General features: G+C 73.1%; 22 protein-coding genes and 1 pseudogene. 12 read left to right on the top strand and 11 right to left on the bottom strand.

The annotated features are described in order from the left end of the window. Positions 1-17 precede the first annotated feature (17 nt). The 3 genes from ACFZAU_RS30625 to ACFZAU_RS30615 are packed head-to-tail and all read left to right on the top strand — an operon-like array spanning position 18 to position 2,989. On the top strand, positions 18-1,169 hold the full coding sequence (locus ACFZAU_RS30625; RefSeq protein WP_500554830.1) for an acyl-CoA dehydrogenase family protein: 1,152 nt from the start codon (positions 18-20) through the stop codon (positions 1,167-1,169). Between the two features lie 31 nt (positions 1,170-1,200). Next, a complete protein-coding gene (locus tag ACFZAU_RS30620) occupies positions 1,201-1,986 on the top strand; it encodes an electron transfer flavoprotein subunit beta/FixA family protein (RefSeq protein ID WP_500554829.1) in 786 nt (261 codons plus the stop codon). A 40-nt stretch (positions 1,987-2,026) separates the two neighbouring features. Continuing rightward, positions 2,027-2,989, top strand: a complete 963-nt coding sequence (locus ACFZAU_RS30615) for an electron transfer flavoprotein subunit alpha/FixB family protein (protein ID WP_500554828.1) — start codon at positions 2,027-2,029, stop codon at positions 2,987-2,989. A gap of 75 nt (positions 2,990-3,064) precedes the next feature. Here the strand turns inward: ACFZAU_RS30615 and ACFZAU_RS30610 are convergent, their stop codons facing one another. Then, positions 3,065-3,697, bottom strand: a complete 633-nt coding sequence (locus tag ACFZAU_RS30610) for a TetR/AcrR family transcriptional regulator (protein WP_500554827.1) — start codon at positions 3,695-3,697, stop codon at positions 3,065-3,067. Between the two features lie 89 nt (positions 3,698-3,786). Between ACFZAU_RS30610 and ACFZAU_RS30605 the strand changes: the two genes are divergently transcribed. From ACFZAU_RS30605 to ACFZAU_RS30595, 3 genes are all read left to right on the top strand, one after another. Continuing rightward, entirely contained in the window at positions 3,787-5,163 is a 1,377-nt protein-coding gene (locus tag ACFZAU_RS30605) for a GH1 family beta-glucosidase (protein ID WP_500554826.1), read from the top strand. Between the two features lie 94 nt (positions 5,164-5,257). After that, positions 5,258-6,523 (top strand): MFS transporter, encoded by a 1,266-nt coding sequence (locus ACFZAU_RS30600; RefSeq protein WP_500554825.1) that lies wholly within the window; start codon positions 5,258-5,260, stop codon positions 6,521-6,523. 509 nt (positions 6,524-7,032) lie between these two features. After that, positions 7,033-7,587, top strand: coding sequence for an HPP family protein (locus tag ACFZAU_RS30595; protein WP_500554824.1), 555 nt, complete (start codon positions 7,033-7,035; stop codon positions 7,585-7,587). Positions 7,588-7,591: 4 nt separating this feature from the next. On the opposite strand, the gene ACFZAU_RS30590 is transcribed toward ACFZAU_RS30595, so the two are convergent. The 3 genes from ACFZAU_RS30590 to ACFZAU_RS30580 all read right to left on the bottom strand — a co-directional run bounded on the left by ACFZAU_RS30590 (position 7,592) and on the right by ACFZAU_RS30580 (position 10,727). Continuing rightward, positions 7,592-8,980: an FAD-binding protein gene (locus ACFZAU_RS30590; RefSeq protein ID WP_500554823.1), complete on the bottom strand. Its 1,389-nt coding sequence runs from the start codon at positions 8,978-8,980 to the stop codon at positions 7,592-7,594. A gap of 269 nt (positions 8,981-9,249) precedes the next feature. After that, positions 9,250-10,014 carry an alpha/beta hydrolase family protein gene (locus ACFZAU_RS30585; protein WP_500554822.1) on the bottom strand — a complete coding sequence of 255 codons (765 nt, stop codon included), beginning with the start codon at positions 10,012-10,014 and terminating at the stop codon, positions 9,250-9,252. Between the two features lie 236 nt (positions 10,015-10,250). Then, complete coding sequence (locus ACFZAU_RS30580; protein WP_500554821.1) at positions 10,251-10,727, bottom strand: hypothetical protein; 477 nt, start codon at positions 10,725-10,727, stop codon at positions 10,251-10,253. A 232-nt stretch (positions 10,728-10,959) separates the two neighbouring features. Here ACFZAU_RS30580 and ACFZAU_RS30575 point away from each other — a divergent pair, with 232 nt between their 5' ends. Together ACFZAU_RS30575 and ACFZAU_RS30570 are read left to right on the top strand one after the other, a co-directional pair. Then, a complete protein-coding gene (locus ACFZAU_RS30575) occupies positions 10,960-11,823 on the top strand; it encodes an alpha/beta fold hydrolase (RefSeq protein WP_500554820.1) in 864 nt (287 codons plus the stop codon). Between the two features lie 106 nt (positions 11,824-11,929). Beyond that, on the top strand, positions 11,930-12,313 hold the full coding sequence (locus ACFZAU_RS30570; protein WP_500554819.1) for a nuclear transport factor 2 family protein: 384 nt from the start codon (positions 11,930-11,932) through the stop codon (positions 12,311-12,313). Here ACFZAU_RS30570 and ACFZAU_RS30565 read toward each other — a convergent pair. Further along, positions 12,279-13,115: a helix-turn-helix domain-containing protein gene (locus ACFZAU_RS30565; protein ID WP_500554818.1), complete on the bottom strand. Its 837-nt coding sequence runs from the start codon at positions 13,113-13,115 to the stop codon at positions 12,279-12,281. The two genes, ACFZAU_RS30570 and ACFZAU_RS30565, sit on opposite strands and share 35 nt — an antisense overlap. Before the next feature lie 54 nt (positions 13,116-13,169). Here ACFZAU_RS30565 and ACFZAU_RS30560 point away from each other — a divergent pair, with 54 nt between their 5' ends. Further along, positions 13,170-14,156, top strand: coding sequence for a phosphotransferase family protein (locus ACFZAU_RS30560; protein WP_500554817.1), 987 nt, complete (start codon positions 13,170-13,172; stop codon positions 14,154-14,156). Here the strand turns inward: ACFZAU_RS30560 and ACFZAU_RS30555 are convergent. Further along, on the bottom strand, positions 14,137-14,889 hold the full coding sequence (locus tag ACFZAU_RS30555; protein WP_500554816.1) for a class I SAM-dependent methyltransferase: 753 nt from the start codon (positions 14,887-14,889) through the stop codon (positions 14,137-14,139). The genes ACFZAU_RS30560 and ACFZAU_RS30555 overlap by 20 nt on opposite strands. Positions 14,890-14,951: 62 nt before the next feature. On the opposite strand from ACFZAU_RS30555, the pseudogene ACFZAU_RS30550 reads away from it, so the two are divergent. Further along, positions 14,952-15,607 (top strand): annotated as a pseudogene (locus ACFZAU_RS30550) (exonuclease/endonuclease/phosphatase family protein); the annotation flags it as partial. A 53-nt stretch (positions 15,608-15,660) separates the two neighbouring features. On the opposite strand, the gene ACFZAU_RS30545 reads toward ACFZAU_RS30550, so the two are convergent. From ACFZAU_RS30545 to ACFZAU_RS30535, 3 genes are all read right to left on the bottom strand, one after another. Next, entirely contained in the window at positions 15,661-16,488 is an 828-nt protein-coding gene (locus tag ACFZAU_RS30545) for an aldo/keto reductase (protein WP_500554815.1), read from the bottom strand. 141 nt (positions 16,489-16,629) lie between these two features. Continuing rightward, positions 16,630-18,462, bottom strand: a complete 1,833-nt coding sequence (locus ACFZAU_RS30540; RefSeq protein WP_500554814.1) for an AMP-dependent synthetase/ligase — start codon at positions 18,460-18,462, stop codon at positions 16,630-16,632. Between the two features lie 214 nt (positions 18,463-18,676). Further along, positions 18,677-20,200, bottom strand: coding sequence for an MFS transporter (locus ACFZAU_RS30535; protein WP_500554813.1), 1,524 nt, complete (start codon positions 20,198-20,200; stop codon positions 18,677-18,679). 123 nt (positions 20,201-20,323) lie between these two features. Between ACFZAU_RS30535 and ACFZAU_RS30530 the strand changes: the two genes are divergently transcribed. Next, positions 20,324-21,298 (top strand): Lrp/AsnC family transcriptional regulator, encoded by a 975-nt coding sequence (locus tag ACFZAU_RS30530; RefSeq protein ID WP_500554812.1) that lies wholly within the window; start codon positions 20,324-20,326, stop codon positions 21,296-21,298. Here ACFZAU_RS30530 and ACFZAU_RS30525 read toward each other — a convergent pair. Then, positions 21,276-22,130: a LysR substrate-binding domain-containing protein gene (locus tag ACFZAU_RS30525; RefSeq protein ID WP_500554811.1), complete on the bottom strand. Its 855-nt coding sequence runs from the start codon at positions 22,128-22,130 to the stop codon at positions 21,276-21,278. The genes ACFZAU_RS30530 and ACFZAU_RS30525 overlap by 23 nt on opposite strands. A 123-nt stretch (positions 22,131-22,253) precedes the next feature. Here ACFZAU_RS30525 and ACFZAU_RS30520 point away from each other — a divergent pair, with 123 nt between their 5' ends. Then, positions 22,254-23,306, top strand: coding sequence for a bile acid:sodium symporter family protein (locus tag ACFZAU_RS30520; protein WP_500554810.1), 1,053 nt, complete (start codon positions 22,254-22,256; stop codon positions 23,304-23,306). 31 nt (positions 23,307-23,337) lie between these two features. On the opposite strand, the gene ACFZAU_RS30515 is transcribed toward ACFZAU_RS30520, so the two are convergent. After that, positions 23,338-23,709 carry a DoxX family protein gene (locus ACFZAU_RS30515; protein ID WP_500554809.1) on the bottom strand — a complete coding sequence of 124 codons (372 nt, stop codon included), beginning with the start codon at positions 23,707-23,709 and terminating at the stop codon, positions 23,338-23,340. Positions 23,710-23,734: the final 25 nt, after the last annotated feature.

Below are 23,734 nucleotides of genomic sequence, written 5' to 3'. Positions count from 1 at the left end.
GGACTGGAGTAACGGACGTGAGTGACAATTTCGACCTCTTCCGGACGTCGGAGGAGCACGACATGCTCCGGGACGCCGTGCGCTCCCTGGCCGAGGCGAAGATCGCCCCGTTCGCGGCGGAGGTCGACGAGCAGGGCCGCTTCCCGCAGGAGGCGCGGGACGCGCTGGAGGCCAACGACCTGCACGCGGTGCACGTGCCGGAGGCGTTCGGCGGCGCCGGCGCGGACGCGCTGTCGACGGTGATCGTGATCGAGGAGGTGGCGCGGGTGTGCGCCTCGTCCTCGCTGATCCCCGCGGTGAACAAGCTGGGGTCGCTGCCGGTGCAGCTGTCGGGCTCCGCGGAGCTGAAGGCGAAGTACCTCGGGGCGCTGGCCCGGGGCGAGGGGATGTTCTCGTACTGCCTCTCGGAGCCGGACGCCGGCTCGGACGCGGCGGGGATGAAGACGCGCGCCGTGCGTGACGGGGACTCCTGGGTGCTCAACGGCGTCAAGCGGTGGATCACCAACGCGGGCGTCAGCGAGTTCTACACCGTCATGGCCGTGACCGACCCGGACAAGCGCTCCAAGGGCATATCGGCCTTCGTGGTGGAGAAGGGCGACGAGGGCGTCTCCTTCGGCGCCCCGGAGAAGAAGCTCGGCATCAAGGGCTCGCCCACCCGCGAGGTGTACTTCGACAACGTGCGCATCCCCGCCGACCGGATGATCGGCGCCGAGGGCACGGGCTTCGCCACGGCCATGCGCACCCTGGACCACACGCGCGTGACGATCGCGGCGCAGGCGATCGGCATCGCGCAGGGCGCCCTGGACTACGCCAAGGGGTACGTGAAGGAGCGCAAGCAGTTCGGCAAGGCGATCGCCGAGTTCCAGGGCATCCAGTTCATGCTGGCGGACATGGCGATGAAGCTGGAGGCGGCGCGGCAGCTGACCTACGCGGCGGCGGCGAAGTCGGAGCGCTCGGACGCGGACCTCACCTTCTTCGGCGCGGCGGCCAAGTGCTACGCCTCGGACGCGGCGATGGAGATCACCACGGACGCGGTGCAGCTGCTGGGCGGATACGGGTACACGCGCGACTACCCGGTGGAGCGCATGATGCGCGACGCGAAGATCACCCAGATCTACGAGGGCACCAACCAGGTCCAGCGCATCGTCATGGCCCGCAACCTGCCGTAATCCGCAAACCGAGAGTGTGGAGGGACATCAAATGAGCCTGAGGATCGTTGTCGCGGTGAAGTACGTGCCCGATGCCACGGGGGATCGTCATTTCGCGGGGGATCTGACGACGGATCGGGATGCGGTGGACGGGCTGCTGTCCGAGTTGGACGAGTATGCGGTGGAGCAGGCGTTGCAGATCGCTGAGGCGTCGGATGACGCTGAGGTGACGGTGGTGACGGTGGGTCCGGCGGATGCGAAGGACGCGTTGCGCAAGGCGTTGTCGATGGGTGCGGACCGGGCGGTGCATGTCGAGGACGAGGGGTTGCACGGCAGTGATGTGATGGCGACGTCGCTGGTGCTGGCGAAGGCGGTCGAGCACGCGGGGTTCGATCTGGTGGTGACGGGGATGGCGTCGACGGATGGCACGGCGGGTGTGGTGCCGGCGTTGCTGGCGGAGCGGTTGGGTGTGCCGCAGGTGACGTTGTTGTCGGAGGTGAAGGTCGCCGGTGGTGTGGTGAGCGGGCGGCGTGATGGTGACACCGCGTCGGAGCAGCTTGAGGCGTCGTTGCCGGCGGTGGTGTCGGTGACGGATCAGTCGGGTGAGGCGCGGTATCCGTCGTTCAAGGGGATCATGGCGGCGAAGAAGAAGCCGGTGGAGTCCCTGGACCTGTCCGACCTCGGGGTCGATGCGGAGCAGGTCGGCTTGGCGGGTGCGTGGACGAAGGTCGATGAGGCGGTGGCGCGTCCGCCGCGGACCGCGGGTGTGATCGTGAAGGACGAGGGCGAGGGCGGCAAGCAGCTCGCGGAGTTCCTCGTGAGCCAGAAGTTCATCTGAGCAGCCACTTTCCCTCGAAGTCACAGGAGTAGGTAGTCCCATGGGTGAAGTCCTGGTTTTTGTCGATCATGTGGATGGTGCGGTCCGCAAGCCGACCCTCGAACTGCTGACGATCGCGCGGCGGCTGGGTGAGCCGGTGGCGGTGGCGTTGGGTGCCGGTGCGGGGTCGACCGCCGAGGTGCTGGCCGGGCATGGTGCGACGCGGGTGCTGGTCAGTGAGGCGGCGGAGTTCGGGCAGTATCTGGTGGTGCCGAAGGTGGATGCGCTGGAGGCTGCCGCGAAGGTGGTGGGTCCGGTGGCGGTGTTGGTGTCGTCGTCGGGTGAGGGCAAGGAGGTCGCGGCGCGGCTGGCGTTGCGGCTGGGGTCGGGTCTGATCACGGACGCGGTGGATGTGGTGGCCGGTTCGGAGGGTCCGGTGGCGACGCAGGCGGTGTTCGCGGCGTCGTTCACCACGAGGTCGCGGGTGACGACGGGCACGCCGGTGATCACGGTGAAGCCGAATGCGGCGCCGGTGGAGCCGGTGGCGGCCGCGGGTGCGGTGGAGGCGCTCACGGTGGAGTTCGGTGCGCTGGCCACGGGCACGAGGGTGGTGGCGCGGACGGCGCGGGAGGCGACGGGGCGTCCGGAGCTGACCGAGGCGGCGATCGTGGTGTCCGGTGGGCGGGGGGTTGGGGGTGCGGAGAACTTCGCGGTGATCGAGGCGCTGGCGGACTCGTTGGGCGCGGCGGTGGGTGCGTCGCGTGCGGCGGTGGACGCGGGCTGGTATCCGCACTCCAATCAGGTGGGTCAGACGGGTAAGTCGGTGTCGCCGCAGTTGTATGTGGCGGCGGGTATCTCGGGTGCGATCCAGCACCGTGCGGGGATGCAGACGTCGAAGACGATCGTGGCGGTCAACAAGGATCCGGAGGCGCCGATCTTCGAGCTGGTCGACTACGGCGTGGTCGGTGACCTGTTCCAGGTCGTGCCGCAGCTGACCGAGGAGGTCACCGCCCGCAAGGGCTGACCCCCCGCACCGGACGGCACCACCCACCGGAGCCCCGCGACGCCACCACGGCACCGCGGGGCTCCGGTGTGTCCGTCAGCCGCCCAGATAGCCGCGCAGCAGCCGCTTGCACTCGGCGATGAGTACTGGATCCCCCTCGGGGTCCCGGCGGAAGGCGCGCCGCAGGACCGCGTCGGCCGACTCGAGCGCGACGTGCAGCCGCACGCGGGCGGTCGCCTGGTCACCGTCGCCGAGCAGCCCGCCGACGAGGAACCAGAGCCGGTCGGCTACGGCCGCGTTGTTCTCCAGCACCGCGTCCAGCAGGTGGATGCTGCGGGGGTCCTCGCGGCCGATCGCCCCGAAGTCGACCACGCCGAAGCCCGGCACGGCGCGGCGCATCGCGACGTACTCCTCGACCGCCAGGTCCACCATCGCCCCGACCCGCCGCGGACGTTCGGCCTCCACGCGGCGGGCGAGCCGGTCGGCGAAGTGCCCCAGGTTCCGTTCGGCCAGGGCGGCCAGCAGCCCGTCGACACCGGGGAAGAACTGGTACAGCGTGCCGATCGGGACCCCGGCGCGCCGGGCCACCTCCTTGGTCGTGAGCGCCGTGTGGCCGACCTCGTCGAGCAGCCGCGCGCAGGCGTCCAGGATCCGGTCGAAACGTTCCCGGCTGCGCTGCTGCACGGGACGGCGGCGGAGCGGAGCGGACGGGTCGGGAGGTGCCTGCATGGTCCCACTCTGCCGGATCGGGTGTAGGTTGACGAGGCCCAACATGAGCTCGCCTCATGTTCTCGCGCTCGGCAGAGGAGAGGATCCCGATGTCCCCGCTTCCCGCCTCCTTCAACTGGGGTGCCTCCACCGCCGCCCACCAGATCGAGGGCGCCGTCGCCGAGGACGGCAAGGGGGCGTCGATCTGGGACACCTTCAGCGCCCGGCCCGGGGCGATCCGCGACGGGCACACCGGTGAGGCCGCCTGCGACCACTACCACCGGCACGCGGAGGACGTGGCGCTGATGAAGGACCTCGGGATCGACTCCTACCGCTTCTCGATCTCCTGGCCGCGCGTCCTGCCGGAGGGCCGGGGACGCGTCGAGCCGCGCGGACTCGGCTTCTACGACCGCCTGGTGGACGAGCTCCTCGCGGCCGGCATCACGCCCACGCCCACCCTCTTCCACTGGGACCTCCCGCAGGCGCTGGAGGACGAGGGCGGCTGGCTGAACCGGGACACGGCCCGCCACTTCGCCGAGTACGCGGCCGTCGTCGCCGGGCGCCTCGGCGACCGGGTCACACGCTGGATCACCCTCAACGAGCCCTTCGTCCACATGGCGTTCGGCCATGCCTTCGGCACCCATGCCCCCGGCCGCGCCCTGATGCTGGAGGCGCTGCCCGTCGCCCACCACCAGCTGCTGGCGCACGGGTTCGCCGCCACCGCGCTGCGCGCGCACGCCGCGGCCCCCGCGCAGGTGCTGATCGCCAACAACTGCACCCCGGTCAGGACCCCCGAGGGTGCCACCGACGCCGACCACGCCGCCGCCGCGGCCTACGACGCCCTGCACAACCGGCTGTTCACCGACCCGCTGCTGATCGGCGGCTACCCCGACCTGTCCCCGTACGGTCTGACCGACCCGACGTGGGGCGGTGTCGTCAGGGCGGGCGACCTCGACGTGGTCGCGGCGCCCCTCGACGGCCTGGGCGTCAACTACTACAACCCCACGTGGATCGCCGCCCCCTCGGCGGAGACAGGCCTGCCCTTCGACCTCCTGGAGCCGGACGTCGCCGTCCCGGGCCGCCCGTACCCGCGCACCGCCTTCGGCTGGCCGGTGGTGCCGGACGGCCTCACCGAACTGCTCACCGGTCTCGACTCCCGCTACGGGGCCGCGCTCCCGCCCGTCTGGATCACCGAGAACGGCTGCTCCCAGACCGACCGGCCGGCGGAGGACGGCGAGATCAGGGACGAGGCCCGGATCGACTACCTCCGCACCCACATCGAGGCCGTCGAGGCCGCGCACGCCCGCGGGGTGGACGTCCGCGGCTACTTCACCTGGTCGCTGCTGGACAACTTCGAGTGGGCCGAGGGCTACCACCAGCGGTTCGGGCTCGTCCACGTCGACTACGCGACCCAGCGGCGGACGCCGAAGGCCTCGTACCACTGGTACCGGGAGCGCATCGCGCAGGCGCGCCGCACCGCGCCCTGATTCCCCGGTGTCCCTTGGCGCCCCACCGCCCCCCCACTACACTCTCGCGAACATGAGATGACCTCATGTTCTCGGGTGCTGCAGGGGGAACCGCATGCGCCACACCGGTGAGGACGCCGCCCACGTCCCGGACACCACCTCGGCCGAACCGGCCGTACGGGTCCGTCCGGCCTGGACCGCCCTGCTCAGCCTGGCCACGCTGGCCGTCTTCATGGCCTTCATGACCCCGATCCAGATCCTGCTGCCGCTGCAGCTGGAACACATCGACCCGGCGGGGAAGCACACCGCGCTGTCCTGGGTCACCGGTGCCGGCGCGCTGGTCGCGATGGTCGCCAACCCCTTGGCCGGTGCCCTGTCCGACCGGACGGCCTCACGCTTCGGGCGCCGCCGGCCGTGGATCGTCGGCGGCGCGCTGGCCGGGGCGGCCGGACTCCTGGTGACGGCGGGTCAGCACACCGTCCTGGGCGTGGCCCTCGGCTGGTGCCTCGCCCAGGCCGGGCTCAACGCCATGCTCGCCGGCGTCACCACGCCCATCGCCGACCGCGTGCCGGTCGCCCAGCGCGCCGAGGTCTCCGGATGGACGGGCATCACCCAGTCCCTCGGCCTGGTCGTCGGCGCCGTCGTCACGACCACGGTGGTCACCGGGGTCGCCCCCGGCTACGTGACGATCGCGCTGCTGACCGTCCTCCTCGCGCTGCCCTTCGTGCTCCGCTTCGGTGAACCGGCGCTGCCCCGCGAGCTGCGTCCGCCCCTCGACGCGCGCCGCCTGATCGCCGGCCTGTGGGTGAGCCCGCGCCGCCACCCCGACTTCGGCTGGGCCTGGCTGACCCGCTTCCTGATCAACCTGGGCAACGCCATGGGCACGCTCTACCTGCTCTACTACCTCACCGACTCGGTCCGCCTGGAGGACCCCGACTCCGGCGTGCTGGTCCTCACCCTGATCTACACCCTGTGCGCGGCGCTCACCGCCGTGCCGGTGGGCGTGCTCTCGGACCGGGTGGGCCGCCGCAAGGGCTTCGTACGGCTCTGCGCCGTCGTCATGGCCCTCGGCGCGGTGCTGCTGGCCTGCGTCCACACCTGGCCCGCCGCCATGGCCGCCGCCGCGGTGCTGGGCGCCGGCTTCGGCGTCTACCTGGCCGTGGACCAGGCCCTGGTGACCCAGGTCCTCCCGGCCGCCGAGCACCGCGCCAAGGACCTCGGCGTCATCAACATCGCCAACTCCGGCCCCCAGGTGCTCGCCCCCGCCGTCGCCGCCCCCGTCATCGCCCACCTCGGCGGCTACACCGGCCTGTACCTCGCGACCGCGCTCGTCACCCTGCTCGGCGGTCTGCTGATCGCCAAGGTGCGCGCGGTCCGCTAGCGGCGCGGGGGGCCGGGGCCGAAACGGGAGCCGAAGCGGACGAGCACCCGGGTCGCGCCGCGAGGCAGGTCGGCGACAGCCGCCTCCGGCAGTTCCGCGACGACGGCGGCCAACCGTGCGGCGAGATCGGGCAGCGTCTCCCATGCGGCGTCGGGGACCGCGACAGCGAGCAGCAGGTCACCTCGTAGAACCGGGCGTCGAGCAGGGGTTCCGCGACGAGGAGCCGTACCGCGAGCGGCAGGCACAGACGGTCCACGGCGGCCATTCCCCCGCCGCGCCACACCGGATCGGGCCGGCCGCGCACGGATCGATAGAGGCCTTCGATCAAGCGATAGGAATGCGGTCTTGGACGCGGCACGTGCCGCGACGCGACGATCGAGGGCGTGATCCCCGTCGTCACGGAAGAGCCGCCGTGGGCCGGGTACGGGGATGATCCCGAGGAGTCCCCATGCTGATTCCGCGTGCCCGGGGGGCCTGTGCCCCGTCCTGCCCCGAGACCGGTCGCCCTCATGGCGACTGACGCGTCCGGGGCGACCAAGACCGTCGACGTCGCGCCCGGCGAGGCGGAGCCGGCGCCGAAGCGCCGCGGCAAACTCCACCTGCCGCGGCTGCCCCCGCGCACGATCGCCTCGGCGGCCGTCACGACCTCCGTCGGACTGGCCGTGCTGGTGGCGCTGGGCACGCTCACCCACCAGACGGTGCTCGTGCCGCCGCTGGCGGCCACGATGGCCATCGTCACCGCGACCCCCGAATCCCCGCTCGCCCAGCCCCGCCACGTCATCGGCGGCCACATGGTCTCCTGCCTGGTCTGCTTCGGCGTGCTCGCCCTCGGCTGGCACGGGCCCTGGGCCGCCGTCGTGGGTTGCGGCATCGCCTGCGGACTCGTGCTGCTGCTCAAGACGCCCCATCCGCCGGCCATGGCCACCGCCGTCATGATCATGCTGACCGCCCCGTCCGCCACCCACTTCGTCCCCCTGCTGGCCGCGGGCGCGCTGCTCCTCGTCGTGGTGCAGATGGTCTCCGCCCGGCTGCGTCGCGAGGTCTACCCCACGTCGTGGTGGTGAGCGCTCAGCCCGCCGCCGGGATGTTGTGGTTGAAGCGGAACACGTTGCCAGGGTCGTACCGCGCCTTCAGCGCCTTCAGCCGGCGGTAGGTCTCCGGCGGGTACGCCGACGGCGTCCGCCCCTCGATCGCGTCCGCGTGGGACAGGAAGGCAGGGTGCCTGCGGTCGCCCGGCCGGGGCGACACGCGCTCGGTGAGTTCCATGCCCGAGGCGGCGGTTCGCGCCGCCTCGCCGGGCGCCACGAATGTCAGCGTCAGCACCGCGAAGGCGGCGTCCCGGTTGCCGACGGCGTTGGGCGTCCCGGACGGCGCGGCCAGCGCGCCGCCGAGGTGCCGCACGTCGACGATGTCGATCCGCGTCTCGGCGTCCGGGCCCGCGGTGTCGAGGACGGCCTCGACGGCCTGCGGGGTCAGCTCGTCCAGCACGGCGAAGTGCTCGACGACGGCCCACGGTTCGGGGCCGTCGGGCACGATGCCCAGGCAGTCCGCGAAGGGCATCTCCGTCACCGTGTCCGCGAGCAGCGGTGCCGCGTGCCGCATCGGCGCGACGAGCCGGGCACCCTCCGCGGCCGGCGCGAGGCAGGAGACGCGGACGTTCACGGTGAGCGTGCCGCGCATGAACTGCGGGAGGAACGGCACGTCCGGCATCCGCATCAGGGCGAAGGAGGACGTGACCTCGTCCGGCGCGTCGGCCGTGAAGTCCCGGTAGGCGCGCAGGACCTGCCCGGCGTGCTCCCCGGCGTAGTAGAGGTTGCCCGCGTAGAGCTGCGTCACCGGGAACAGCGTGAACGCCATGGCGGTCACCACGCCGAAGTTGCTCTTGCCGCCCAGCAGCGCCCAGTAGAGGTCCGGCTCCTCGTGCGGCGCGACCCGCCGCAGTTCGCCGTCGGCGGTGACCACGTCCATGGCCTGCACGTGATCGGCCGCCCAGCCGTAGGCCCTGGCCATGCCGATGCCCAGTCCGCCGCCCAGCGTGTAGCCGACCACCCCGACCGACGGTGACGACCCCACCTGCGGCGCGAGGCCCTCGCGCGCCGCCGCGTCGACCACGGGCCCCCACAGGGTCCCCGCCTCGACGTGCGCCGTCCGGGCGCCCGCGTCGACGCGCACCCCGTTCATGCGCCGCGTGGTGATCAGCACCCCCTGGTCCATCGGCAGCGACGGCCCGTGCCCGGTGGTCAGCACTCCCACCGGCAGCCCGTGCTCCCCGGCGAACCGCACGGCGGCCTGTACGTCGGCCGGCGTCGCCGCACCCACGACCACCTGTGGACGGTGCGCCACGGCCAGGTTCCCTCTCGCGCACTCGGCGGCGTACTCCTCCCCGGGCGTCAGCACCTGGCCCGAGACGGTGTACGCCAGCTTCCTGACGTCCTGTTCAGAGGGAAGTTCGGTCATGGTTGCCTCCAGAGGGGCTCGTCGCCACAACTGGAACAATTACATGCAAACGGTAAAAAAGAGCCACGTGGACTGCCAATTACTGCTGAGTCAAGACCACGGAACGGACGCCTCCGTCCCGGATCGTGAGACATTCGGCGTCGCGCCCCGCAGGACCACCGGCACTCCGGCGAGCACGGGCCGCGCGTGACGCGCTCGGCCGTACCCGCACGGCCGGACGGCGCGGCCGCGGCGCCCGGACGGCCCGCCGGACGCCGCGACCGCCCAAGTCACGCCGAGGCGGTGACCGCCGCGCCGAGGTGCCGGGCGAAGAAGCGGACCGCGCTGTCCGCCTCGAAGCGGGGCAGCTCCTTGTGCTTGCCCGAGTTCACGTGCAGGGACTTCTCCTTCGAGGCGAAGGCGTCGAACAGCGCGAAACCCTCCTCGCGGGAGATGTGCTCGTCGTCCCACTGCAGGTCGAACTCGATCGGGACGGTGATCCGCCGCGCCTTCGCGGCCAGGACGTCGGGCCAGTGCTGGCCGAAGACCGCCGCCGTGACCCGGGGTTCGGCCGCCACGAACGGCAGGCCGATCGCGGTGCCCATGTTGATGCCCCAGTAGCCGACCGGCCCGCCGGCGCCGATCTCCGGTAGCTCCTGGAGGGCGTCCAGGAGCGCCCGGTACTCGGGGACGGCCAGCTGCGCCAAGTGGTCGTTGTAGCGGACGACGATCGGGCCCTCCGGCTCGCCGGCCGCCCGCGCCCGGAACAGCTCGGCGACCTCCGCCTCGTCGTGCGCCGTGCGCGGCCGGTCGCCGTGCCCGGGTGCGTCGAGGACCGCGACGTGGAAGCCGCAGCCGGTCACCAGGCGCTCCGCCCGGCCGGACATCGCCGGGTGCTTCTTGTGGTTGCCGCCGCCGTGGCCCATCAGGACCAGGGGCGCGATCCCTTCACGGGAGGCCGGCGACCAGAGGACACCGGGGACCCCGGCCACGGTGAAGTCGCGCTCGAGCACGCCGTTCGACGACGACTCGGCGGTGAACTGCAGGGAATGCATGGGTGCTGCCTTTCGGGAGTGCCTGGTTGTCGAGGCGCTCCCGGCGACACCTACGTCAGTCGCCAGACCGTGACGGCAAGGGGGAGCACCCACGGGGAACCGCGTTCATGGGTCTCACCTCCTCAGGCGACGTCACGTGCAGGCGAAGCTAGCAGAGCGGCGATCGGCGCGCCCGCGCATTTTCCGTCCCCGAGGCGTGGACATGCCCCACCGCGCCGCATCGCCGAGGCGCCGGGTCAGGCGATCCAGTCCTCGCCGCACCGATGCCGGTCCAGCCCCACGGCCGAGAACTCGTCCTCACCGCCGCCGGCCACCACGCCCAACCGCCTCAGCGCTTGGGAGATCGGACTGCCCGCGGGCGGAAAGGGCCGGCCCTCCTCCACATCGACCGGCCCCAGCACGAGGGTGCCCCCGTCCCACACGGCAGCTCGCTGCTCGCCCACACCGCCGAAGTACTCGGCCTCCACGTACGCCACCGGCCCAGCGGCCGACCAGTCGGCGAGGCGCCTCTCGAGCTCATCCGGCAACGGCGAGAAACCGGAACCGCCGACCCCGCCGACCTCGCCGTCCGCGACGGGACCGAGCAGCGCGTCGGACAGCGGCAGCAGCGACAGGCCCTGCCCGATCGACGCCGCCCGGGCGCCGGGCAGCTCCCTCGCCACGGCACCCAGCACCGCCTGTCCGGCGATCAACGCCCGAAGGTCGTACGCCATCCCCACGCCTTTCCCGGATCGGAGGTCCCGCCCCACCCCGGGGTGGTCATCGCCCGGAATCGAACCGGGGTACCGCATCGGGCGAGCCCGCGTACGGCGTCCTGGGCCGCTGGACGACGCATGACCGGTCGCAGCGTACCCGCCGGGCCGGGCGCCCCGCCTCCCCGTACCGTCTCGCCCGGAAAGCCGATCAGGCAGCCCCCAGATCAGGGTCACGAGGGACGATGTGGGGGTGGAGCTGCGTCGAACAGACGGCGGGGTGATCGCGGTCGAGGTGCTGGGGGAGCCCGACGCGCCTGCCGTGCTGCTCTGCCACGGGCTGGCCGACTCACGGCTGGCCGTGCACGGCTTCGCGGGCGCGGCCCACGCGCTCGGACTGCGCTTCATTGCCCCGGACCGCCCCGGTATCGGCGGCACCGACACCCGTCGCCTGACGCGGGTCGTTGACTGGGTCGCGGAAGCCGCCCTGGTCCTGGACGCACTGGACGTCGGCTCGGTGGCCCTGCTCGGTGTCTCGGGCGGCGGAGCGTTCGCGGCCGCCTGCGCGTCCGAGCTGGCTGACCGTGTCCGCAGTCTGCTGCTCATCGCGCCCCTCGGTCCGCCCGCCTGGCCCACCCGCGGCATGGCGGCCGGGCAGCGCGCGTCCTTGCAGATCGCCCGGCGTGCTCCGGCCTTCGGCGGCTGGTTCATGGGCCGCCTGGCCACGCTCGCGCGCCGGGAACCAGTGCTGTTCGTCCGTCTGGCGACCAGCGAGATGCCTGTCAGCGACCGGCTCGCCCTCGCCCAGCCGGACGAACGCGAGGCCTTCCTGACCAACTACCGGGAGGCGTTCCACCACGGCAGCCGGGGAGTCGCGCAGGATCTGCGGGTGCTGACCCGGCCCTGGGGCTTCGACCTCGAATCGATCAGCGTGCCCACGTCGATCCACCACGGGGACGCCGACACCACCGTCCCGCTCCAGCACGGCCGCCGCTTCGCCGCCGCGATCCCCGGGGCCCGCCTTCACGTCCACCCCGGCGAAGGCCACTTCTCGATTCTGACCGCACCCGAGCAGACGCTGGCGGCGCTCGCCGCCCCGCCATTACCCCCCGCGTAATCGACCCCGTCCCGCGGCACGGGCAGGGTGGTCGTACCGGGCGGGCGGGGTGGCGCACTCCACCCCGTCCGGCCGGGCCCAGACCGTTCGGACGAGGAGGACCGTGATGTCGCAGAACCGCTACGAGGCCGCCGTGGCCCGCTACTTCGAGGCATGGAACAGCACCACGGACGCGGAGGCGCGGGCGAAGGCCGTGGCCTTCGCGTGGGTGGAGGACGGCACGTACACCGACCCGTTGGCGCAGGTGGCCGGGCACGAGGCGATCGGGGCGCTGATCGCCGGGGTGGGGGAGCGGTTCCCCGGGTTCGTGTTCACGGCCGTGGGGGAGGTGGACGGGCACCACGACGTGGCGCGCTTCGCCTGGGAGCTGGGACCGGCCGGTGCGGAGCCCGGTGCCGCGCCGGTCGCCGGCTCCGACGTGATCACGCTCGCCGAGGACGGCCGGATCCGTTCCGTCAGCGGCTTCCTGGACCGGCTGCCCCCGGCGTGAGGGCCCGGAGGGCGGCGGCGGTCTCCGGGTCGGCGGGCAGGAAGGTCTCGACCGCCAGCTCGGAAACCGTCACGTCCATGGGGGTGTTGAAGGTGGTGGCGGTGGAGATGAAGGACAGCACCCGGTCGCCGTGCTCGATCCGCATCGGCAGGGCGAAGGGGAAGACCTCGGTGTCGTCCTGCGGCGCGGGCGCGGCGGGGTCCTCGGCGTGGCCGGCCGGGGCGGGGTAGGACATCAGCTCCTCGTACAGGGCGCGCAGCGGCTCGTGGCCGCTCATCGTGATCTGACGCTCGATCCGTTCCAACAGGTGCCCGCGCCACTGGCGGAAGTTGAGGATGCGCGGTGCCATGCCCTCGGGGTGGAGCGTGACGCGCATGGCGTTGAGCGGTGGCCGCAGCAGGTGCGGGGCGACGCCCTCCAGCAGGGCGCCCACGCCCTGGTTGGCGGCGACGACGTCGTACATGCCGTCCAGGACCAGCGCGGGGTACGGCTCGTAGGCCGCCAGGAGACGGTCGAGGCCCTCGCGCAGCGGGTGCATCGCGGGGTCGCCCAACGGGGTCTCCGGGTACGCGGGGGCGTAACCGGCGGCGATGAGCAGCGCGTTGCGCTCGCGGACGGGTACGTCGAGGTGCTCGGCGAGCCGCAGGACCATGCCCTGGCTGGGCCGGGAGCGCCCGGTCTCGATGAAGCTGATGTGCCGGGCCGAACTGTCGGCGCGCAGGGCGAGTTCCAACTGGCTGACGCGCCGCCGCTCCCGCCAGCCGCGCAGCAGCGTCCCCACACCCGCCGTGGTCGTCGTCATGCCCCGACCGTAACCCAGGTGTGGACAACGGTGCCGTCGTGGTGGGATGCGCCGATGGACCTCGAAACGCAGGTGGACGCCGGTGGGTACGACGCCGCCACACCCTGGTCGGACCTGGTGTGGCGGCGGGAGGCGATGGCCTGGGCGCGGGACGCGGCCGCCGCGCGGGGCATTGAGCCGCTGCCGTCGCGGGAGTGGCTTGCCCGGCTGCGGCCCTGGTCGGTGGTGGTGCGCGTGCCGACGGCCGACGGCTCCGCGGTCTGGTTCAAGGCCAATCCTCCCGCCTCCGCTTTCGAACCGGCGCTGACCGAGGCGCTGCACTCCTGGGCCCCGGGCCGGGTGCTGGTACCGCTCGCCGTGGACACCGACCGCGCCTGGTCGCTGCTGCCCGACGGGGGCCCGCTGCTGGCCGGAGAGGTGGACGGCCCCCACCGCTGGGAGGCCACTTTGCGGTCGTACGCCGCGCTGCAGCGCGCCACCGTCGGCCGTGTCGGCGAGCTGACGGCCCTCGGCGTGCCCGACCTGCGCCCGGCACGGCTGCCGGACTTGCTGGACGAGCTGATCGAGCGGACGGACGCCCCTGCGCGGGTCCGGGCGGTGCGGCCCCGTTTCGCCGACTGGTGCGCCGAGCTGGCCGCGTCCACGAACGGCTCGGCTCTCGACCACTCCGACCTCCACGAAGCGCAGGTCTTCACCGCCGGCGGCCGCCATGTGTTCTTCGACTGGGGCGACGCCGCCGTCGCCCACCCCTTCACCACTCTGCTGGTCGCGGCCCGGGTGATGCGCGGCCGTCACGGAGCGGACGCGCCGCGGGTCCTGGCCCGGATGCGGGACGCCTATCTGGAGGCCTGGACGGGCGGGGCGGGGGAGGATCTTCCCGCGCTGCGCCGTGAGGTGAGCCTGGCCTGCCGGGTCGGCCCGGTCGGCCGGGCGCACAGCTGGGGCCGGGTTTTCCCGGACCCGGCCGGCGGCACGCCGCAGGCTCCACGGGAGCACCTGGTGCGATGGCTGGCCGAACTGCTCAACGAGCCGCCGTTGTAGGGGAGTCCTTGGTGAGCGCGAGGAGGCGGTAGACCGGGTCGGGGCGGGCGGTGTCCTGGGCGGGGAGGGCGGCGAGGCGTGCGGCGAGGGTCTGTGTGTCGCCGGCGCGCAGGGAGAGCGCGGAGGCGAACTCGCCCGCCGCGATCCGGGTGGCGAGGTCGCGGGGGGCGCGGCCCTGGCCGTGGCCGGTGAAGTGGGCCCCGCCCGCCGGGCGCAGGCCGTGCGCGGCGCCCTGACGTACCACCCGTTCCTCCGCGTCGTACGCCTCCCGAATGCGGTACGGCGCGAGGAGCGCGTCGACGTCGCTGCCCACGTCGTGCCCGGCGTCCTTGTCGACGGTGGTGACGAGCACCCCGCCGGGCCGCAGCACCCGGGCGCACTCGGCGATCACCGCGGCCGCGTCCGGCAGCAGGTGGAGCACCCACACCGCCGTCACCGCGTCCAGCGAGGCGGTCGCGAACGGCAGCCGGTGCACGTCCCCCTGGACGATCCCCGGCCCCACCCGGCCGGCGGAGAGCCGGGCCATGGCCAGGGCGGCGTCGACGCCGAGCACCCGCAGCCCGGGCCGGCCGGTGTAACGGGCCGTCACCAGGCCGGTGCCGCAGCCGATGTCGAGCACGGTGCGGGCCGGGCGGGGTATCAGCCCGAGCACGGCGCCGGCCGCCGCCTCGGCCCGGGGGACGCCGCCGCGGGTGGCGTCGTAGATCGCGGCCTGCTCCTCGTAATCCAGCACGCCCGTAGGCTAGCCGCCTGCCATCTACCCGGCGGTAACCGGCTGCCCCTAGTCTCACGCTGACCCCGGTGCTGGGCCGGTCCAGGAGCGGCTGGGACCGCACCGGGGGCGCGTACAGTTCGCTCACGCCCGAGGACGGCGGGGTGACGGTCCTCATCAAGTGGCCCATCCTGGAGAGGGTCCAGCACGTGTACGGCGACGCGTGCGGCGCGGACTGGTTCTCCAACAAGGGCTTCGTCTACGTCGTCCTCGACGTGAACGGCACCCGGGTCCACGTCGTGGGCACCCACACCCAGGCCGACGACTCCGCCTGCGGCAGCGGTGAGGCCGCGAGCGTGCGCGCCGCGCAGAACCGGGAGATCGACGCCTTCCTCGACGCCCGTGCGTTCCCCGCGGCCGAGCCGGTGGTCGTCGCGGGTGCGGCGCCGAGTACGCCCGCATGCTCGCCGACCTGGACGTGGCGCCGCCCGACGCCGCCCCGGGCCCGGCCGACAGCTTCGACCCGGCGACCAACTCCGTCGCCCACGACCGCTACCCCGACGACCCCGCGCAGCGCCTGGACCACGCGCTCCTGCGCAACGGCCACGCGCGCCCGGCGCGCTGGGACAACCGGGTGCTCGACGAGCACTCCCCGCGGTGGTCGGTCACCAGCTGGGGCACCACCTACACCTTCGACGACTACTCGGACCACTACCCGGTCGTCGCGGGCGACGTCTGAGCACGCCCGGGCGCGGCGGCCCGCCGGGCCGCCGCCCCCCCGGCGTGCGCGCGTCAGTTGAAGGAGAACGGGTCCGGGCCGAGGCGCCCGCCGTCGTCGAGGGCGTCGATCGCGGCCAGGTCCTCGCCGTCGAGCTCGAAGCCGAAGACGTCGATGTTCTCGCGGATCCGCGACGGGGTCACGGACTTGGGGATCACGACGTTGCCGAGCCGGAGGTGCCAGCGCAGGACGACCTGGGCCGGGGTCCTGCCGTGCTTGGCGGCGACGGCGGCGAGCGCCGGCTCGTCGAGGAGGCCGCGGCCCTGGCCGAGCGGTGACCAGGCCTCGGTGGCGATGCCGTGACCCGCGTGGAAGGCCCGCAGTTCGCCCTGCGGGAGGTGGGGGTGCAGCTCGACCTGGTTGAGGGCGGGTACGACGCCGCCCTCGTCGAGCAGCCGCTGCAGGTGGGCGACCGGGAAGTTCGACACCCCGATGGCCCTGGCGCGGCCGTCGGCGTGGATCTTCTCCAGCGCGCGCCAGGTCTCCTGGTACAGGCCGCGGGCCGGGGCGGGCCAGTGGATCAGGTAGAGGTCCACGTAGTCCAGGCCGAGCTTGCCGAGGGAGGCGTCGAAGGCGCGCAGGGCGTTGTCGTGGCCCTGGTCGGTGTTCCACAGCTTGGTGGTGACGAACAGTTCCTCGCGCGGGAGGCCGGACGCGGCGATGGCGCGGCCGGTGCCGTGTTCGTTGCGGTAGAGCGCGGCGGTGTCGATGCTGCGGTAGCCGGCCTCCAGGGCCGTGGCGACCGCGGTGGCGGCCTCGTCGTCCGGGACCTGCCAGACGCCGAAGCCGAGCTGCGGCATGGTCACGCCGTTGTTCAGGGTGATGTCGGGAACCTTGCTCACGGTCAGGTCGTCCTCACTTCGTCGGAGCCGGACTCGCAATTCGTTCATCGTACAACGATCTCCGCGGCGGAGGCATTCCCGGCGTCCCGGGCGTCGCGAGCGTCCCGGGCATCGCGGGCGCCGCTCCGCGCCGGGGTCGCCCTACGAGTGGTAGAGGGCCTCGATCTCGCGGTTGTACGCCTTCTCTATCGCCCTGCGCTTCAGCTTGAGCGACGGCGTGAGCAGCCCGCCCTCCTCGGAGAACTGCCCGGCCAAGATGCGGAAGGTGCGGATCGACTCGGCCTGGGAGACGAGCGTGTTGGCGGCGACGACCGCCCGCCGGATCTCCGTCTCGAGGTCGGGGTCCCGGATCAGCCTGGCGATCGGAAGCTGCGGCTTGGCCCGCATGGCCAGCCAGTGCCCGATGCCCTCGGGGTCGAGGGTGATCAGCGCGCCGATGAAGGGCCGGTCGTTGCCGACGACGACGCACTGCGAGACCAGCGGGTGGGAGCGCACCCGGTCCTCCAGCACCACCGGCGAGACGGACTTGCCGCCGCTAGTCACCAGGATCTCCTTCTTCCGCCCGGTGATCGTGAGGTAGCCGTCCTCGTCGAGCGCGCCGAGGTCGCCGGTGGCGAGCCAGCCGTCGTGCAGCACCTCCGCGGTGGCCTTGGGGTTGTTGAGGTACTCGCCGAAGACCTGCCCGCCGTACACCCAGATCTCGCCGTCGTCGGCGATGTGCACCGTGGTGCCCGGGATGGGCAGGCCCACCGTGCCGAATCGTGTCTGCTCGGGCGGGTTGGCGACCGCGGCGGCCGTGCTCTCGGTGAGCCCGTACCCCTCGAAGATCCGCACGCCCGCGCCGTCGAAGAAGAGCCCCAGCTGCCGGTCCATCGCCGAGCCGCCGGAGAAGGCGTGCCGGACCTTGCCGCCGAGGGCGGCGCGCACCCTGCCGTAGACCAGCTTCTCGTACAGCTGGTGCTGCATCCGCAGCGAGGTGCTGGGGCCGGGGCCGGTGCCGAAGGCCCGGGCCTCCATCGCCTCGGCGTGCCGCACCGCCACCTCCACGGCCTTCTCGAAGGGCCCGAGCCTGCCCCCCGCCTCGGCCTTGCGGCGGGCGCCCTGGAAGACCTTCTCGAAGACGTACGGCACGGCGAGCATGAAGGTCGGCCGGAAGGAGGCCATCGCCGGCAGCAGTTCGGCCGCGGCCAGGTTGGGCTGGTGGCCGAGCCGGACCTTCGCGCGGACGGCCGCCACCTCCACCATGCGCCCGAAGACGTGGGCGAGCGGCAGGAAGAGCAGCGTGGACGCCTCGTCGCCGCGCTTGCTGTGGAAGACCGGCTCGTACCGGGCGACGACGTTGTCGCTCTCGGCCATGAAGTTGCCGTGGGTGATCACGCACCCCTTGGGGCGGCCGGTGGTGCCCGAGGTGTAGATGATCGTCGCGATGGAGTCCGGGGTGACCGCCGTGCGGTAGCGGTGCACCAGCTCGTCGTCGACGCTATGGCCGTGCAGGGCCAGTTCGGACAGCGCGTCGGAGTCCAGTTGCCACAGCCGCGTCAGATGGGGGAGTTCGTCGACGACCGCGCCGATCGTCATCGCGTGGTCCTCGTGCTCGACGACGCAGGCGACCGCCTCGGAGTCGTGCAGCATCCAGCGGACCTGGTCCGAGGACGAGGTCGGGTAGATGGGGACGGGCTGGGCGCCGATCGCCCACAGCGCGAAGTCCAGCACGGTCCACTCGTAGCGGGTACGGGACATCAGGCCGACCCGGTCGCCGAAGCGGATGCCCTGGGCGAGCAGGCCCTTGGCCACCGCGAGGACCTCGTCGCGGAACCCGGCGGCGGTGACGTGCTCCCAGTCCGCGTCGTCCGCCTTGCCGCGGCGGCTCAGCACGATCCGGTCCGGCTCTTCTTCGGCATTGACGAAGACGGCGTCCGCCAGACCACCGACCTGGGGTGCCGTCACCAGTGGGGGAATGGTGAACTCGCGCAACGTCGCTCCTCGACCGCCTCGGCGGTCACAGAACGTACCCGATACCACGTTGGGTGGGGAGGGGTGTGACATTCGGCTGTGAAGGCCCGCGTGGGCTCCCTCACACTCGCGTGACGAGCCGATTCCCGGTTACCGCAAGGAACATGGCGCGGGAGGACGGTTTCCGGGCGGACCGAGGTCCGCCCGGACTCTGCACCAAATCCCCTCGCGGGGATCACGGCCGCTCTACAGCCCCCACCGGCTCGGGGGCCGCCGCCGGCGCCCCGATCGGCCGTTCGCGGACGAGGACGAGCACGACCGCGCCCGCCAGCAGGCCGGCGACCCCGGCCGCCAGGGCCGCCGCGTCCAGGCCCGCGGCGAAGGCGGCGTGCAGCGCGTGGTCCGCCGCCGCGCGCCGCTCGGAGGGGACCCGGGCCAGCAGTTCCCGGGCGCCGCCGCCCGCGAGGGCGCGGGCCGTGTCGTGCGGGGCGGGGGCACCGGACGCGCTCAGCGAGTGCTCCATGCGCGTGGAGAGCAGGGTGCCGAACACGGCGACGCCGAGGGCGTACCCCAGTTGCCGGAAGGTGTTGACGGCGCCGCCCGCCATGCCCGCGCGCCGTGGCGGAACGGAGGCCAGCGCCGCCCCCGCGATGGCCGGGTTGACCAGCCCGACGCCGAGGCCCGCCACCACCAGGCCGGCGGTCAGCGCGCCCCAGCCGGAACCGGCGTCCAGCAGCGTCTGGGCCAACGCACCGGCCCCGATGAGCACCATCCCGCCGCCGATCACCAGCCGGTACGACGCCCCGTGCAGGAAGCGGCCGCCGACCGCGGAGGCGACGAAGGCCGCCAGCGCCAGGGGTATCAGCACCAGTCCGCCGCGGACCGGGCTCAGCCCGAGCAGCGTCTGCAGCCACAGCGAGGTGTAGGGCAGGAAGCCGAAGGCCGTCCCGCTGAGCGCCAGCGCGCCGACCATGATCGCCGTGAAGGAGGGGTTGCGGAACAGCGCCAGGTCCAGCATCGGCTGCTCCGCACGCCGCTCCACCGCCACGAAGACCACCAGCGCCGCCACCGCGCCGGCGAACGTCCACGCCGTACGGGCCGACGCCCACCCGGCCTCGTCCGCGCGGATCACCGCGAAGGTGAGCAGCCCGGCGAAGGCGGTGAAGGACGCCGTGCCCGGCCAGTCGATGCGGGCCCCGCCGTGGCCCCGCGACTCCTTCACCACCCGCAGCGTCAAGGCGATCGCCGCGACGCTCACGGGCAGGTTGACGTAGAAGATCCAGCGCCAGTCCAGCGCCTGGGTGAGCAGCCCGCCGAGCACCGGGCCGAGCGCCGCCGCCGCGCCGCTGACCGCGCCCCACACGCCCAGCGCCACCGACCGGTCGCGGCCCTGGTAGGCGGCGCCGAGCAGCGAGAGCGTCGTGGCGAACATCGCCGTCGCGCCGACCCCCTGCACCGCCCGCATCGCCACCAGGACCCCCGCGCCGGGAGCGAGTCCGCAGGCGAGGGAGGCCGCCGCGAACAGGGCCGTGCCCGCGACGTACATCCGGCGCCGGCCGATCACGTCGGCCGCCGAGCCGGCGCCCAGCAGCAGCGCGGCCAGTGCCAGCGCGTAGACGTCGATCATCCACTGGAGGTCGGAGAGCGACGCGTCCAGGGCGTCCGCGATGTCCGGCAGCGCGACGACGACGATCGTCACGTCGATGAGCAGCATGAAGGTGCCCAGACAGACCGCCATCAGCGGTCCCCACTTGCGCATGGTCCTTCTCCGTTCCGTTCTTCCGTTCCGTGGAGGTCCTCCGTACCATCGCGAGTGGGCCCGGGCTTCTTCCAGCCACGGGCACCCTCGCGAAGGAATCCGACACAAATGGAGGGACGGCGCATGGATTCCCACACGCTCGACGAGCTGGACATGCGGCTGGTGCACGCCCTGCAGCTCGACGGGCGCGCCCCCTTCAGCAGGATCGCCGAGGTCCTCGGCGTCTCCGACCAGACCGTGGCCCGCCGCTACCGGCGGCTCCGCGGCGACTTCGGGATGCGCGTGCTCGGACTGCCCGAACAGGAACTCCTGGGGCGCACCCGCTGGGCGCTGCGGCTGCGCAGCACCCCCGAGGCCGCCGAATCCCTCGCCAAGGCGCTGGCCCGGCGCGACGACACCGCCTGGATCTCCCTGATGTCCGGCGGCACGGAGGTGATGTGCGTGACCCGCCCGCGCAGCCACGACGAGCACGACGCGCTGCTCCTCGGGCGCCTGCCGCGCACCCCGAGCATCGTCGAGATCGGCGCGCACAGCATCCTGCACACCTTCTACGGCGGCGCGCTCGGCTGGTTCGCCAAACGCGGCGCGCTCACCGCCGGGGAGGTCGCCGCGCTGCGGCCGCCGCCGCCCGAGCCGCCCTCCGGCACGGTCGTCCTCGACGCCACCGACGAGGCCCTGCTGGCCGTCCTGGCCCGGGACGGCCGCGCCTCCTACCCCGAACTGCACCGCGCCACCGGCCTGTCGGAGTCCGCGGCCAAGCGCCGGCTGGAGCAACTGCGGGGCTCGGGCGTGCTCTACACCGACGTCCAGCTGGACACGGCGTGGATCGGGCACGACACCCGCGCCATCTTCTGGATCACGGCCGCGCCCGCCGCCCTCTCCTCCGTCGGGCAGGCCCTGGCCGCGCACCCCGAGACCGCCTATGTCGCCGCCACCACAGGAGCGTCCAACCTCGTCGCCGTGGTCATCTGCAGCAGCACACCGCAGCTCTACCGCTACCTCAGCGAGTGCGTCGGGGCGCTGGACGGGGTCCGGCACGTGGAGACCGTGCCGTCGCTGCGCCTGGTCAAGCAGATCACGACCGAAGGGATCCGCTGAGGATCGCCGCCGCGAGGGCGTCCGCCGCCTCCTGCGCCGCGGGCCGCCGCCGCCCGTGCAGCAGCACGAAGTCGACGCCGCCGAGCTCCGGCAGCCCGGCGCGGGCCGGCACCCGCACCAGGCCGGGCGGGATCAGCCCCTCGGCGTGCGCCATCACCCCGAGCCCGGCACGCGCGGCGGCCACCAGCCCGCTCAGCGAGCCGCTGGTGCACGCGATGCGCCACGCCCGGCCGTTGCGCTCCATGACCTCCAGGGCCCGCGCCCGGGTGATCGCGGGGGCCGGGTAGAGGATCAGCGGTACGGGTCGCTGGGGCTCGGGGCGGTAGCGTTCGCCGGCGATCCACACCAGCCGGTCGCTCCACACCAGCTGGCCGTGGGTGTCCCCGGACGCGCGCTTGCCGAGCATCACGTCCAGGCGGCCGGCGGCCAGCTGCCGGTGCAGGGTGGCCGACAGCTCCACCGTCAGCTCCAGGTCGACCTCGGGGTGGTCGCGCCGGAAGCCCTCCAGGATCTCGGGCAGCCGGGTCAGGACGAAGTCCTCCGAGGTGCCCAGGCGCAGCCGGCCGCGCAGCCGGGTGCCCGCGAACCACCCCGCCGCGCGCTCGTTCGCCTCCAGGATCGTCCGGGCGAAGCCCAGCATGGCCTCGCCGTCCTCGGTCAGTTCCACGCTGTGCGTGTCGCGCATGAAGAACCGCCGGCCGGCGGCCTCCTCCAGCTTGCGCACGTGCTGGCTCACCGTCGACTGGCGCAGGCCGAGCCGGCGCCCGGCCTGCGTGAAGCTCAGCGTCTGGGCCACGGCGACGAAGGTCCGCAGCTGCACCGGATCGAACACACGGCCAGCCTACCGCCCCCATCGCGATACGTGATGACAGTAAGTGCGGTCAAAGTCATTTACGATCGCCCGGTCAGCGGGCACTCTGGAGAGGGCCCCGTCCAGCACCGATGAGGAACCACCATGCGCCGCCTGCGTTACCCGTCCTGGCTCCCTGTGGACCCGTACATCGCGGCGCTGCTCGGCACCGTACTCCTCGCGGCGCTGCTGCCCGCCCGGGGCACCGGCGCCCACCTCGCGGGCGGGGCGTCCACCGGGGCGGTGGGGCTGCTCTTCTTCCTCTACGGCGTGCGCCTGTCCACCCGTGAGGCGATGGACGGACTGCGTCACTGGCGCCTGCACGGCACCGTGCTGGCCGCCACCTTCGTCGCCTTCCCGCTGCTCGGCCTGGCCTCGGGCTCACTCGTGCCGTACCTGCTGACGCCCGAGCTGCACACCGGGCTGCTGTTCCTGTGCCTGGTGCCCTCGACCATCCAGTCCTCGATCGCCTTCACCTCCGTCGCCCGCGGCAACGTGGCCGCCGCCATCTGCGCCGGCTCCTTCTCCAGCCTCGCGGGGCTCGTCCTCACCCCGCTGCTGGCCGCGCTGCTGCTCGGCGGGAGCGGCGCGGGCCTCTCGGCGGACGCGGTGCTCGGCATCGTGCTGCAGTTGCTGGTGCCCTTCGTGGCGGGCCAGCTGCTGCGGCGCTGGATCGCCGGCTTCGTCACCCGCCACAAGAAGGTGCTCGGCCTGGTCGACCGGGGCTCGATCCTGCTGGTCGTCTACACGGCGTTCAGCGAGGGCGTGGTGCGCGGCATCTGGCACCAGGTCACGCCGCTGCGCCTGCTGGGGCTGCTGCTCGCCGAGGCCCTGCTGCTGGCCGCGATGCTCGGCCTGACCTCGTACGGCTCGCGTCGGCTCGGTTTCCCCCGCGAGGACCGGGTGACCATCGTCTTCGCCGGGTCGAAGAAGAGCCTGGCGGCCGGACTGCCCATGGCCTCGGTCCTGTTCGGGGCCCAGGCCGGGCTGATGGTGCTGCCGCTGATTCTCTTCCACCAGATGCAGCTGATGGTGTGCGCGGTCCTCGCCAAGCGCTGGGCACGGCAGGCGGAGGCCGCGCGGGCCGCTGAGGCCGCCGCGCCCGCCGCCGCCCCGGCCGTCGCGCGGTCCCGGGAGGTCGTGGCCGGCCGCAGGTGAACCGGGCCCGGCCGTCCGGCGGCGGGACCGCTCAGCGCAGGGCGGCAACCCCGAGGACCGCGAGCGCCATCGCCAGCAACAGCGCGTAGGCGACCAGGGCGCGCCCGCGGTCACCGTGGCGCAGCTGGCGCAGCAGCACCCAGGCGAAGATCCCCGCCTCCAGCGCCGCCCCGGCGACGCCGACGGGCGGGTGCCACAGCCCCACGAGCACCGTCACGGCGCCGAGCGTGTGCAGGGTGCCGAGCAGGGTGACCACCCACAGGCGCCGCCCCTCCAGCACGCCCAGCCGGGTCAGCTCGTCGAGCCGTTCCAGGCCGGGCCGCGCGCGCATCAGCTGGGCGACCGCGGAGGGGACGACCTCCAGCAGCAGGAGGACGGTCAGCGCGACGGCGAGGGCGAACACCCGGACAGTGTGCCGTACGGTCGAA

Source organism: Streptomyces sp. NPDC008238 (genome assembly GCF_042956445.1).
Taxonomy (GTDB): Bacteria; Actinomycetota; Actinomycetes; order Streptomycetales; family Streptomycetaceae; genus Actinacidiphila.
Note: the sequence above shows the minus strand (reverse complement) of the source record. Positions and strands in the feature narration are given on the sequence as shown.